Source organism: Pedobacter ginsengisoli, from assembly GCF_030244015.1.
GTDB classification, from domain to species: Bacteria; Bacteroidota; Bacteroidia; order Sphingobacteriales; family Sphingobacteriaceae; genus Pedobacter; species Pedobacter ginsengisoli.
In genome coordinates this window covers 348,538-362,204 of record NZ_JASSYX010000003.1, presented here as the reverse complement: position 1 = coordinate 362,204, position 13,667 = coordinate 348,538, and the positions used below count along the sequence as shown (strand labels likewise).

General features: G+C 43.0%; 10 protein-coding genes. 7 read left to right on the top strand and 3 right to left on the bottom strand.

Annotated elements, in window-relative coordinates:
• The first annotated feature begins 63 nt into the window (after nt 1–63).
• Both QEP08_RS13670 and QEP08_RS13665 read left to right on the top strand, forming a co-directional pair.
• The gene (locus QEP08_RS13670) at nt 64–3,039 is read left to right on the top strand and encodes a SusC/RagA family TonB-linked outer membrane protein (protein ID WP_285058826.1); all 2,976 of its coding nucleotides are present in this window, start codon (nt 64–66) and stop codon (nt 3,037–3,039) included.
• A gap of 20 nt (nt 3,040–3,059) precedes the next feature.
• On the top strand, nt 3,060–4,664 hold the full coding sequence (locus tag QEP08_RS13665; RefSeq protein WP_285058825.1) for a RagB/SusD family nutrient uptake outer membrane protein: 1,605 nt from the start codon (nt 3,060–3,062) through the stop codon (nt 4,662–4,664).
• 50 nt (nt 4,665–4,714) lie between these two features.
• Here the strand turns inward: QEP08_RS13665 and QEP08_RS13660 are convergent, their stop codons facing one another.
• On the bottom strand, nt 4,715–5,014 hold the full coding sequence (locus QEP08_RS13660; protein ID WP_285058823.1) for a hypothetical protein: 300 nt from the start codon (nt 5,012–5,014) through the stop codon (nt 4,715–4,717).
• A gap of 241 nt (nt 5,015–5,255) precedes the next feature.
• Here QEP08_RS13660 and QEP08_RS13655 point away from each other — a divergent pair, with 241 nt between their 5' ends.
• On the top strand, nt 5,256–6,743 hold the full coding sequence (locus tag QEP08_RS13655) for an alpha-amylase (RefSeq protein ID WP_285058821.1): 1,488 nt from the start codon (nt 5,256–5,258) through the stop codon (nt 6,741–6,743).
• Between the two features lie 28 nt (nt 6,744–6,771).
• Here the strand turns inward: QEP08_RS13655 and QEP08_RS13650 are convergent, their stop codons facing one another.
• Complete coding sequence (locus QEP08_RS13650) at nt 6,772–8,523, bottom strand: bifunctional lysophospholipid acyltransferase family protein/GNAT family N-acetyltransferase (RefSeq protein WP_285058820.1); 1,752 nt, start codon at nt 8,521–8,523, stop codon at nt 6,772–6,774.
• A gap of 141 nt (nt 8,524–8,664) precedes the next feature.
• Between QEP08_RS13650 and QEP08_RS13645 the strand changes: the two genes are divergently transcribed.
• From QEP08_RS13645 to QEP08_RS13635, 3 genes are all read left to right on the top strand, one after another.
• The gene (locus QEP08_RS13645) at nt 8,665–9,588 is read left to right on the top strand and encodes a ComEA family DNA-binding protein (protein WP_285058819.1); all 924 of its coding nucleotides are present in this window, start codon (nt 8,665–8,667) and stop codon (nt 9,586–9,588) included.
• A gap of 2 nt (nt 9,589–9,590) precedes the next feature.
• Nucleotides 9,591–10,115, top strand: a complete 525-nt coding sequence (locus QEP08_RS13640) for an adenine phosphoribosyltransferase (RefSeq protein ID WP_285058818.1) — start codon at nt 9,591–9,593, stop codon at nt 10,113–10,115.
• A gap of 336 nt (nt 10,116–10,451) precedes the next feature.
• Nucleotides 10,452–11,183, top strand: a complete 732-nt coding sequence (locus QEP08_RS13635; RefSeq protein WP_285058816.1) for a LuxR C-terminal-related transcriptional regulator — start codon at nt 10,452–10,454, stop codon at nt 11,181–11,183.
• On the opposite strand, the gene QEP08_RS13630 is transcribed toward QEP08_RS13635, so the two are convergent.
• Entirely contained in the window at nt 11,180–12,220 is a 1,041-nt protein-coding gene (locus QEP08_RS13630; RefSeq protein WP_285058815.1) for an ATP-binding protein, read from the bottom strand. The two genes, QEP08_RS13635 and QEP08_RS13630, sit on opposite strands and share 4 nt — an antisense overlap.
• 198 nt (nt 12,221–12,418) lie before the next feature.
• Here QEP08_RS13630 and QEP08_RS13625 point away from each other — a divergent pair, with 198 nt between their 5' ends.
• Nucleotides 12,419–13,591: an acyl-CoA dehydrogenase family protein gene (locus QEP08_RS13625; RefSeq protein WP_285058813.1), complete on the top strand. Its 1,173-nt coding sequence runs from the start codon at nt 12,419–12,421 to the stop codon at nt 13,589–13,591.
• Nucleotides 13,592–13,667 lie beyond the last annotated feature (76 nt).

Genomic DNA, 13,667 nt, shown 5'->3' with positions numbered 1-13,667 from the left:
ATTTCTACCAATAAATCCTAAATAAACCAACAACCTAAATCAATTAATTTAATAATGACGTTTATGAAAAAAACCTACATTCTAAATTATCGCATGTCCGATCATTTGTCATTGAAGACTTTGTTTTCAATGGTACTGATGATGCTGTCACTAACTGTGTTTGCACAACAGCCGGGCAAAATTATCACCGGACGGGTTACCGATGAAACGGATGCGCCGCTTCCGGGAGTTACTGTCAAGATAAAAGGAACCAATATCGGGGCTTCTACATCTGAAAATGGTGTTTATAGTATTAAAATAAACAGTACTCAGGACATACTTGTATTCAGCATGCTGGGAATGGTGACCCAGGAGATTGGCACGAACTCGAAATCGGAGATCAATGTCACACTTGTTGCCAGCAGCGAGTCACTAAAAGATGTAGTAGTGGTTGGTTACGGGACTTCAAGCAGAAAGGATGTGACAGGAGCCGTAACATCTGTGACTCCTGACGAATTCAACGGAGGTGTCATCAGCACCCCTTCCCAATTGCTGCAAGGTAAAGTTGCCGGACTTAATATTACAAAAAGCGGAAACCCAAACGAAAATGGGGCCATCATTTTACGCGGACCTTCCAGCTTGAGAGTCGGCGCTCAGGAACCTTTATATGTGATTGACGGAGTGCCTGCGGCGTCAATAGACCTGGTATCACCAGATGACATTAAATCCATAGACATTTTAAAGGATGCTTCTTCGACAGCCATTTATGGGGCAAGGGCAGCAAATGGGGTAATCCTGATCACTACCAAGCGGGGTGATGCTTCCGCAGCCGGATTTTCTTACAGCAGCTATGCTGGTAATGAAAGCGTATCTAATACTATTGATATGCTTTCAGCCGAACAGCTGAGAGCATATCTGGCCGAAAATAAAAAAAGTTTAAATCCTTCGGATGATGACGGATCAAGTACGGACTGGCAAAAGGCTGTGCAGAGGAATGGTTTTTCTACCAATCATAATCTTTCACTTTATGGGGGCTCTGCGCAGACCTCGTATGGTGTGAGTGCAAATTATCTGAATAGTGAGGGGATAATGAAGGGATCTGACCTGGAACGATTTATCATAAAAGCAAATGTAGGTCAAAAAGCATTTAACGACAGGCTCAGACTAAACCTTTCAGTCGTGAACAGCAGGACGGTACGCAATGATATTTCAGCTTTTGTCTATCCGAATATGCTGACATACCTGCCTACTGTTGGTATTAGAAGGTCAGACGGTTCTTATACCGAAGACTTTAGCAGAACGAGAAATTACCTGAACCCTGTTTCGCTTATAGACAACAACATCAACAACAATAAGATCAAGACTTTTTTGGGAAATGCGCTGGCAGAACTGGACCTGTTGCCTGGCCTGAGATATACGTTAAGTCTCAATTATCAGGATGAGAATACCAACGGGAATTTTTATAATAACCGACTTTCAGGTATCAACAGAGGTTTGAAGGGAGTTGCCACTCGTAATTCTTATTCCAATACAAAGAAAATCGCTGAAACTTATTTTAATTATGATAAGACTTTTGACAAGCATGGCTTAAAGCTTCTTGCTGGTTATTCATTTCAGGAAGACAGAAATGGCGATGGGTTTTCTACATCGAATCAGGGTTTTGTAACGGATGAACTTACTTATAACAATCTCGGTCTTGGTGATCCGCTGCCCGGAGCAGTGGTAAACTACGGAACAGTAAGGATCCAAACGCTCCGCTTGATTTCCTTTTATGGAAGAGCCAATTATGATTTTGCAGGTAAGTATTTGTTTCAGGCATCTTTACGAAGGGACGGATCTTCTGCTTTTGGTGTCAATAATCGTTGGGGATATTTTCCTTCGGTTTCTGCTGGCTGGCGTCTGAGTTCCGAAAACTTCATGAAGAACCTAAGCTTCGTCGAGGACCTTAAGATACGTGCTGGTTACGGTGTGACCGGAAATTCTCTGGGATTCGATGCGTTTACCCGTTTCTCACTTTATTCACCGGTAGATCGCTTTTACTATGACGGAAGATATATCAATGCTGTCGGCCCATTCCAAAATGAAAATCCTGACCTGAAATGGGAAAGAACAGCAATGACAAATATTGGACTTGATTTCTCCCTGTTTAAAGGACGGCTTCAGGGTAGTGTAGATGTTTACGATAAAAAGACCACAGACCTGATCTGGGATTACCGGGTGTCCACAACTCAATATTTTGTAGGAAACCTTACGGCCAATGTAGGTGAAATTAGTAACAAAGGTATAGAAGCAGTTGTAGATGTCGTGCCGGTAATTACCAGTGATTTTAAATGGAAGACTTCTTTTAACATCTCACACAATAAGAATAAGGTGGTCTCACTTTCTAATGATAAATTTTCTTTGTCGTCCATACCGACTGCTTCGCTTGGAGGAAAAGGACAGACCAGTAATTTTTCGCAGGTGATACAGGAAGGGTTGCCTATCGGCTCGTTTAATACGTATCGTTATGCAGGTAAAAATGATGCCGGTATCAGTCAGTATTACCTGGCAGATGGCTATTTAACCATAGCACCACTGAATGCCGCCTCAAGCATTACCGGGAACGCACAGCCGGATTTTATTTATGGCTGGAGTAACAGTTTCACCTATAAGAAGCTTGATTTTAATTTCTTTGTGAGGGGAGTGTCGGGCAACCAGATCCTGAATGCCACACTAGCGGGATTAAACAGTCCATTGGATGCAACCATTAATAACATTCCGAAATTCTCCCTTACTGAAGCCATTACAGATATCAATGCACACTATATCTCAGACCGCTTTATTGAAGACGGGTCTTATCTCCGTTTGGAAAATGCGACTGTTGGTTATTCGTTCGATATGAAAATTAAAGCAATTAAAAAACTAAGGTTGTATGCGACAGGAAGTAACCTGTTTATCATCACTAAATATAGAGGAATAGATCCTGAGATCAATATGGGTGGCATACAGCCGGGTATAGATAATAATAATTTTTATCCTAAAACCCGGTCGTTCATATTTGGCCTCAATGTTACATTTTAACCATTAGAAATTTAAACAACATGAAAAAATTCGCCATATTTAACTTAATACTTGCTATAGCGGCCATGTGGTCATGTACCAAGCTGGATGTTGATGTTGAATCGGAACTTACGCCATCTAACTTCCCAACAAACGAAGAATCCTTTATAGCGGCCACCGGGCCTGTTTACACAAAGTTAAGGTCCCAATATGCTTTGGATTACTGGAGGATGCAGGAATTATCGACTGACGAGGCCATTATCCCCGCGAGGGCTGCAAACTATGTTGACGGGGGGCAGTACCGCCTGATGCATTATCATACCTGGACCCCTGACCATCCATACGTCAAATCGGTTTGGGAATGGGGCTTTGGCGGGATAAACTCGGCCAACAGGATCATTAGCCTTTTTCAATCAGCGCCGGAAAGTAAAGCCAGAACCACAGCTTTAGCAGAAATGCGTACAATGAGGGCCCTGTACTATTTTTACATGATGGATATTTACGGAAACATCCCGATCATAAAAGATGCTATTGTTGCGGAACTCCCGTCGACAGCCCAGAGAAAGGATGTTTTTGCCTTTATAGAATCGGAATTGAAAGAAGTATATCCCAACTTAAATACCCAGGCCGGGCAGCTTACGTATGGAAGGCCAACTAAATGGATGGCTTTTGCACTTCTTGAGAAATTGTATTTAAATGCCGAGCATTACATAGGTCAGCCTAAATATACTGAGACCGTTGCAATGGCCGACAGCATATTGAACGGAGCTTCCGCTATCTATTCACTGGAGCCGGATTATATGACCATTTTTGCTCCTAATAACGGACCTGCGGTTAAGGAGACCATTTTTGCAATTCCTTATGACGCGAACGTAGCGATAGGTAATCATTTCTCAAGATTTGGTTTACACACTGGACTGCAAAAAAAATACAACCTCCCTTTCAGACCAAGTATCGCTATGAGTACTATAAAGGATTTCTATCTGAAATTCAATCTGCCTAATGATGTGAGGAACAAAACTTTGCTTGCGGGAAAGCAATATGAAAATGATGGAAGTCCAATTTTAATTGCTACTACTAAAAAAGGATTGGATAATTCTTATACAGGAGCAGATGGTGCAACCAAGATTACCTACCATCTCGAATTTACTCCCGAGATGCCCCTGGTTTCTGAACTTACGATGGATGTGGGTGATGATGAGCTTGGAAAAGCCAAAGGTGTAAGGTCTATAAAATTCTACCCTGATCCATCTACCAATCCGGATACCCGTTATCAAGGCAATGATTTTCCGGTTTTCAGGCTTGCTGACGTGATCATGATGAAGGCCGAAGCGATACTTAGAGGTGCTGGTGCCACTACGGTGAAAGGTGAATTGCAGACGGCGCCTGTACTTGTTAATAAGATTAAAAAACGTGTAAATGCACCGGAAGTAGGAAGCATCACGCTAGATGAACTGCTTGATGAAAGAGCGAGGGAATTTGCCTGGGAGGGCTGGAGGAGAAATGACCTGATCCGCTTTGGAAAGTATGAAAGTGCGTGGGGTTATAAAACAAATACAGAAACATTCAGAAGAATTTTTCCAATCCCAAACAGTGAGAAATCTTTAAACCCTAAGCTTGACCAAAACACCGGTTATCCCAACTAGTCATAGCTGAAAAATAAAAACAATGTCCCGAATTAAACGGGGCATTGTTTTTATTTTTCTGTTGCTGTGGCTTCGGGTTTTGCTTTTTCGCTGACCCTGGTGGTTTTCGTGGGTGCTGCGGCTTTTACCGGAGCCTTACCTTCTGTTTTTACTGCCTTATCTGCTGAAGGTTTCTGTGAAAGCTTTTTTGCCAGATGATTGGCTACTTTCTTTATTTCTTTAGATGCTTTCTTCGAATCATAGCCACTTTTTTCAATTATACTTTTTATTTCTATGGAAAGTTTTTCGAATAAATCCTTACGGATAATTTTTTTTGCTTTTTTTGCAGCCTTTATTGCCTCTTTTTTCATTTAAATGTGGTTTGGGTGTTTTAATGAAGTCAACTTATGTCTGATTTGGAATGATTCGCCATGTTCCGTCTATGATCCCTAAGAATTATAGCAATATTACGTTAATTTAAAGATGATATGATATTATCATTATGTTAACAATGTCTCCTTATGTTAACAAGAGGTTTCTGGTTTTATTTTTGGTCTTGCTGAACAATTTTGTGCAATTTTATCTCTTCACACATTTTATCCCAGACAATTCATGGAAAACCTTACCATGTTACAATTTTTTGAATGGTACTATCCGGCAGATGGAAGTCTCTGGAGGTTTTTCGCATCTGAAGCCCGGTGGCTAAAGGATATCGGAATAGATGCTGTATGGCTTCCGCCAGCACATAAGGGAATGGCTGGGGGCCAGGCCAGCGGATATGATTCTTATGACCTCTACGATCTGGGAGAATTTAATCAGAGAGGTACAGTGCGAACAAAATACGGAACCAAACAGGAATATATAGATGCGGTACAGGCTGGTAAGCAGGCTGGATTAAAGGTTTACGCAGATATAGTGCTCAACCATATGGGGGGTGCAGAGGAGAAAGAGGAGATCACGGTCCGGAAAGTAAACCCCGAAAACCGAATGGAGTTCATCAGTGAACCGTATGAAATCGAAGCGTTTACGAAATTTACATTTCCTGCCCGGGCTGGAAAATATTCTGGTTTCACCTGGGATCACCGCTGCTTTTCCGGGGTGGATTATGATGCACGTAAGCAGGAAACCGCAATTTATAAGATACAGAATGAATACGGTGAAGACTGGCAGGATGTAATATCAGACGAACTGGGCAATTACGATTATCTGATGTTGTCTGATATTGATTTCCGCAATCCGCTGGTGCGTGAAGAACTAAAACGCTGGGGGAAATGGTTCTATGAAACTGCGGGCTTTGATGGTTTCCGCCTCGACGCCATTAAACACATGAACCCTGAATTTTTCAATGAATGGCTGGATTATATGCGGGCTGAATTCAATTCCGAATTTTATACTGTTGGTGAATACTGGGCGCCTGGAGATTTGGGTGCCATGCTCAGATACATTGAGTTTACACAGGAAAGAATGTCGCTCTTTGATGCACCTCTCCAGGCCAATTTGCACAGGGCCTCAGTTGAGGGAAAGAATTATGACCTGCGTACTGTTTTTGATGACACCCTGGTTCAGGCCAGGCCTGAGCTGGCTGTGACCCTGGTAGAAAACCACGATACGCAACCTCTGCAGTCGCTCGAGCAAACTGTAGAGCGCTGGTTCAGGCCATTGGCCTATGCACTGATCTTGTTGAGAGCAGATGGATACCCTTGCGTTTTTTATACCGATCTTTATGGCTCTTCTTATGAGGACAATGGCAGGGATGGGCAGGCCCAGCAGGTCACTATGGAAAAAATGACTGAACTTGAAGCCCTGCTGGTTCTTAGAAAACGCTATGCATATGGTATTCAGGTTGATTATTTCAATGATCCGCAATGTATCGGCTGGACGCGGCAGGGTGATGAAATTCATCCGGAATCCGGTTGTGCGGTGCTCATGTCTAACGGACTTGGAACTACTAAAGCTATGGAGATGGGAAAATCCTTTGCCGGTAGGATATTTACAGACTACCTGGGCAAGATAGACGGGCAGGTCATCATAAATGAAGATGGCTGGGGCGACTTTCAGGTTTATGCCGGTTCTGTGTCTGTCTGGACGGCGGAAGGATAAACAAGCACGCCTTTTTGGCATGTAGACACTAAAAGTTCTTGCCTATCTTCTCCAGCATTTCAGAAGGAATATTTTGCATGTCCACTACGAGAAAGCCATCCAGGCAATCTGAAAATTTTGGGTCTATGTTAAAGCAAATGATCTTTGCGTTAAGGTTCATGTACTGTCTCAGCAAGACCGGGATCTTAATGTGTGAATTCTCAATATCGGAGATCAGGCTGTCCAGATCTTTTAGAGATTCACTGCTTTCGATGAGCAGGTCTTTGTCTATTGCGGAGAGATCGGCTTTAAATTTATTCTTTGGCTTTACGTAGTGCGCAAGCTCATAGTCGAAGTGATTCTTGGTAATGTAATCGACGATCAGGGACTTTGAAAACTTTGAAAAATTATTACTAATGCTTACCGGGCCAAACATATAACGGTATTTTGGGTTGTCCAGCAGGTATTTTAAAATGCCTTTCCAGAGCAGGAACAATGGGAGGGGTTTCTGCTGGTATTCCTTGCGGATCCATGATCTGCCCAGCTCTATTCCTTTTCGCAATACAGGATAAAATGGTTCCTTGATCTTGAAGAGTTCTGACAGGTAAAAACCGCGCCGGCCCATGGTATTCAGGATTTCATCCCCCTTACCGATCCTGTAGGCGCCGACTATGTTTTGCAGCGTCTTGTCCCATATAAATAAATGGTTGTAATAAATGTCATAATTGTCGAGATCAATCTTCTTATTGGTGCCTTCGCCGACTTCCCTGAAAGTGATTTCCCTTAAACGGCCAATTTCACGCAGAACATTCGGGATGGCTACTGTTGGTGTGATATACACCTCATAGTTTTTTTCCTGCCATACCCTGAAGTCTTCAAGTTGTTCAATTTCGTTAACGATTAAGTTGCGGTCTGTTTCTTCGATAACCTGTTCAGGTTTTTTCTTTATTTTAAAAAGACTGATGGGGTTAAAAAGTTTCTTTTCCTCTTCCAGTCCGGTACCGAGTGCATAAGTGCGGGCCCTTAAAAAATCAAGCAGTTTATTGGTGTTGTTCCTGTAGGAAATGTCTTCAATGTTGATCGGTTTTCCTATTCTTACTTTGATCTTCAAGCCTTGCTTGTTGAGAAACTCTGATGGGAGTTTTGCTGTTCTCAAAGTAGGATGGATGAAGCTCAGGATGTTGAACAGCACCCCGTTATTGCCATGAAAATATATCGGGATTACTGGTACTTTAGACCTGGCAATCAATTTTCCGACTACCGGATGCCACAACCTGTCGGTGATCTCCTGTTTGTCAAGGCTGAAGGTAGAGACCTCCCCGGCAGGGAATATTCCGATAGGTGTGCCGCTTTGCAGCAGATCGAAAGTTGCTTTGAGTCCGCTGATGCTGGAAGAATGCTGTACATTTTCAAAAGGATTTACGGCTACAAAGAACTCGCTCAGGTTTGGAATCTTCTTTAAAATGAAATTGACCATTACCTTGGCTTCAGGTCTTACAGTGCACAATAGTTTTACCAGTGCCAGTCCTTCCACGCCACCATAAGGATGGTTTGCAATTGCTATAAATCCACCCGTCTTAGGGATATTTTTAAGGTCATCTTCGTCAAAGTCTATGCTTACACCTATGGTCTCCAGAATTTTATCTACAAACTCGAGCCCGCTGAAATGCTCATTCTTTGAAAAAACCTTATTAATATCATTCAGCTTCATGATCTCCATGAGTAAAGCTGCAAGGCCAGGTACACCCAGCTTATCTATTTTTGTGGCCTTTGCAAACTCCTGGGTGGTTATGATCTTCATTTAAATATGGTTTAATGATTTATAATCCAACCCCAAAAATAACATTAATATTTCAATAATCATTTGCAGGATCTCATGGCAAGCAAATAATAAGCGGAGGTATTACCGCTTGCTTGTGGCTCTGCACTAATTTAGCCGGATATGAGAAAATTGCTGAACTTATATTTTGACCTGGATAAAAGAGAATTTAACGGTTTGCTGGTCCTTATCGGGCTGATCGCGGTGCTCAGTGTTGCTCCTTATGCATATGAGGCAGTCTGTAACGAAGACAATACGGAAACTGCAGACCGGTTGATTGTGCAGGCTTTGATTGCGCAGTTGCAGTCTGAACCTAAATATTCGGACAATAAGCAGGTAGATGCAAACAGTGAAGTACGGTATAAAGAAGGTAAAACACACCGCACTTCACTGTTCCGGTTTGATCCAAATTCTATTGGCACGGCCGGCTGGCAGCGACTGGGTTTGTCTCCAAAGCAGTCGGCAGCAATTTTAAAATATGTTGCCAGGGGAGGGAGGTTCAGGAAGAAAGAGGACCTGCGGAAAATGTATACCATCAGCCCGAAATTATACCAGGCACTGGCGCCCTATGTAAACATAGTTCCAACAGCAATTGAGCCGGATTTTTATAAAAGATCCGGAGGGGAACGGCCTGAAAGGATAGTGCCGGGAATTGTGGAGATCAACGGTGCGGACAGTGCTTCGCTGTGTGAAATAAAGGGTATCGGGCCGGCATTTGCATCAAGAATCATGAAATACAGAGCACGCATCGGTGGCTTTTATGAGAAGGCCCAGTTGCTGGAGGTGTTCGGCCTTGATTCCCTGAAATACCGGGAAATAAGCGGTCAGATCAGCATAGATCCGGAACAGATTAGAAAGATCAATATCAATATGGTAGTGTTTGATGATTTGAAGAACCATCCTTATCTCAGGTTCAAACAAATAAATGCTTTGATCCAGTATAGAAAACAACACGGGAATTATAGTAATATTGCAGACTTAACCAAGGTACTCCTCCTCAATCCTGAAACCGTAGCAAGGATGGCGCCTTATTTAGTTTTTCAATAAACATGGAATCAAAAATCAAACAGACTGTACGGGATATCAGCGATTTTCCTAAGCCCGGGATTGTTTTTAAGGACATCACCCCCATATTAAAAGACCCTGCCCTTTGCAGGGAAATTAACACCGCACTCGCTGCACAGCTGAAAGGTTTGGAAATTGACGTGGTAGCGGGTATAGAAAGCAGGGGCTTTCTTTTCGGTCCCTCGCTGGCCCAGCTTTTAAATGTACCATTTGTGCCGGTCAGGAAAGCAGGTAAGCTGCCTTACACGACCATCCGGCAATCGTATGACCTCGAATATGGCAGTGCTACTATAGAGTGCCATAAGGATGCAGTGCTGCGGGGACAAAAGGTTTTGGTACATGATGATCTTCTGGCTACGGGAGGGACGGTTGTTGCAGCTTCAGAACTGATCATGCAGCTTGGGGCAAGCATTACCGGCTATTCTTTTATCATAGCACTGGATTTTCTGGGAGGACGGGACAGGCTTAAGGCTTATTCGGGAAATATATTTTCGCTGGCATCTTACTAGTTTGCGGTTTGCTGTCTCCGCAGATTTAAGGACTGTCGGGGGTTAATTTAAAATGCCAGCCTGATAGAAGCATAAAGCCAGTAAAGCCAAGGCAATCAGTTTCAAAACAAATATTGAAAAACTACGGGAAAATAACTTGTTCATTGTGTTGGTCTGCATAGTGCTTTACTTTTTCTCTGTTTTAAAATCGGCTTTGTTGCAATAATTTTTAAGGTAAGTCAGGTAACGTCTGAAATATTTTTAACTTATTACAAAATTAATAGAGATTTTAGGTGGTATCAACTGTGAAAATACGCAGTTTATGCTATTTTTGATTTTTCTAATGGGACAATGACAATGAAAAAGAATTTTGGGGATTACTCCAGGACGTTTATAACGGACGTGCCTGCAGATCTTGAAAGCGAGCGTGCGCAGTTTTTCAAGAAGACCATTCCAAAATTTCCTGAAGAGGCCATTTATATCTATTCCTTCAGGGAGAACAGGATGATCTTTGCAAGCGGCTGGGAAGAAGTGGTCGGTTATAGAGATGATGAGATCAACATGCTGGCCATAGTTAATATGTCTGCACCTGATTTTGCCCCGTTTTCTCATGACCTCAATGATAAGGCCCTTCGGTTTATCCACGGCAAATCCAAAGATCTTGAAGCTTACAGTTTTACCATAGAATTGAAAAAGATACATAAAAATGGTGATGAGGTTCCCATAGTTGCCAGAGTAGGTGTTCTGAGCTCGGAAAACGGTAAAATAGAATCTATTATTGGCCGCTTTCAGGTCAACAGAGGCCTGATCTTTGGGAAGGTGATGCGTTACGCTGCTTATGGCCCCGAAAAAGAGAAGTTTGAAGAGGAACTCAATAAGGCGCTGTTCTACCACCTGGCTATATCTAATAAAGAAAAGGAGGCATTGTCGCTGGTAGCTAAAGGTTATTCTTTCAAGGAGATCGCGCATGAATTCAATGTATCGCATTCTGCGATAGAAAAAAGGATCATCCCGCTCTACAAAAGATTTGAAGTTAAAAGTCTGACCCACCTGGTGAGTTTCGCCTACGACAACAGCATTCTGCCTTAATCCAGGTTTATTGTAATGATATTGGAAGGCTCAACACCGATCTGTTCCAATAATGCCTGCCACTTTTGTTCGAGCAAACTTGTCGGATCGTCACTGCCCATCACCCAAATGATGCTCTTGTCCCTGATGTGTCTCAGGTTATCCGGACCGCAGTCTACATTGTTCAGCAGTTCATAAAAAAGATTTGTTGTAATGATATCCCCTTTTACCGGTTTTCCGGGATTGATATCGTCGATGACCAGCAGGTTGCAGTTTCGCCAGGACCATAAGCGGCTGTTGTTTTGGGGAGTATTGGCGTTTTCAAAGAATAGGCTCAGCAGTTTCACTGCCGTCACGTAACTGCAGCAGCCGCTTTTGATGGAGGCCTCGGTGGCTATTCCTACAGAAAGCATCGTTTTTCCGCTGCCCCTTGTGCCAAACAGCAACATGTGTTTCCCCTGCTGTTTGTTGTCCAAAAAGTTTAGTATGGCTTGTTTGTCCTGTTCTTTGATATTTTGGTTCCACTGGCTCAGGCGCAGCTGAAAGGGATAATCTGCATTTTGAAGGTACATCTTGGTCGTATACCAGTAATAGGCCGGATAGGCAATAAGAACGAGCAGCGAGAGTGATCCGATGAGCATACCCGCATGAAATTTGCAGATGAGACTGGCAGACAATGCACCGATCCCAAAATAAGCGAGGTCAGTCAGGGTATCGAAAGCTACGTTTGTCCAGGCCGGGGTAAAGGTATAGTTGCCCTTGTTCAGCGCTCTGCGTTTGGTAGGGACCTTTAGCAGCAGCGGGCCCAGAAAATTGTAAGTTTCAAATAATATCCATAAGCCCCATACTCCAAATGAGGCCCATAGTTCCGGATAGTTTATGGAAGGATAAGATTGCAGTATGCGATATACAAGTATCGTTGGGATAAACCCCAGCGAGAAGTGACCAAACTGGTTGGCCAGCCAGGAATAAGTCAGGGTAACACCTCTGTAAGAATCTTTTCCGATAAGGTCGGCACGAAGCTGTGCCATGACGGCTTGTCTGTTAATGAACTGCATGAGTCTGCGCTTTTAGATTTTTTTAACGCCTAAAGCTAAAAAAAAATAAAAAAACTTTTATGCTTATTTGACTTGCTTAAAAACAAGCAGTTAGGTTATTGGACTAAATACCATTCCGTTCTATGATTTGGCAAGCTTTTGGCTTATGTCTGTATGGTAATATTTAACTAACATTGCCATTATTCAAATAAAAAAACTATGCTAGAAACAATAGATAATTCTGTTGGATACAACTTCAGTATATCTGAAAATCAGGAACTGATCAGGAAAATGGTCAGCGACTTTGCGGAAAAGAACATCAGGCCAAATGTTATGGACTGGGACGAGGCCCAGCATTTCCCTGTGGAAGTATTTAAACAGCTGGGTGAGCTTGGTCTTATGGGGGTGCTGGTGCCAGAGGTTTATGGCGGATCGGGTTTCGGGTACCAGGAATATGTAGATGTGATCACAGGTATAGCAAAGGTATGTGGTTCTATAGGTTTGTCGCTTGCTGCCCACAATTCTTTATGTACCGGACACATCATGGCTTTTGCAAATGAGGAACAGAAACGCAGATGGCTGCCTAAACTGGCCACAGCCGAATGGCTGGGTGCATGGGGACTTACTGAGGCAAATACGGGTTCTGATGCCCTGAGGATGGCAACTACAGCGGTGCTTGATGGAGACCAGTATGTGATTAACGGCGCCAAAAACTGGATTACGCATGGCAAAAGCGGAGATATGGCAGTAGTGATGGTGAGGACCGGTGAAAAAGGAAGGGCAGGCGGGATCTCAGCAATTGTCGTAGAAAGAGGCACACCTGGTTTTACAGCCGGCAAGAAGGAAAATAAACTTGGGATGCGTGCTTCTGAAACCACTGAAATGATATTTGACAATTGTCGTGTGCCTAAAGAGAACCTGCTGGGTGTCGAAGGGGAGGGGTTTAAGCAGGCCATGAAGGTATTAGATGGTGGGAGGATATCTATAGCGGCGCTTTCATTGGGAATAGCTAAAGGGGCGTACGAGGCTGCATTGGCCTATGCAAAGGAGCGCCATCAGTTTGGACAGCCTATAGCGAGTTTCCAGGGGATAAGTTTTAAACTGGCCGACATGGCTACCGAGATAGAATGTGCAGAAATGCTGATCAGGCAGGCGGCAGATCTCAAGAACAGAGGGTTGCCGATGACAAAAGAATCAGCTATGGCCAAATATTTCGCTTCGGAGGTTGCTGTTAAGGTATCGACAGAGGCTGTGCAAATTTTTGGCGGTTACGGATATACCAAGGATTTTCCTGTAGAAAAGTACTATAGGGACAGTAAATTATGCACGATTGGTGAAGGAACTTCAGAAATTCAGAAAATAGTTATTGCAAGAGAAATATTAAAAGACTAGATTAGTATATTGATGCCTTTAAAAACCTATTCTAACCAAATATAATTTTTTAATCCGGTGCTTGAAAAAAGTCGCC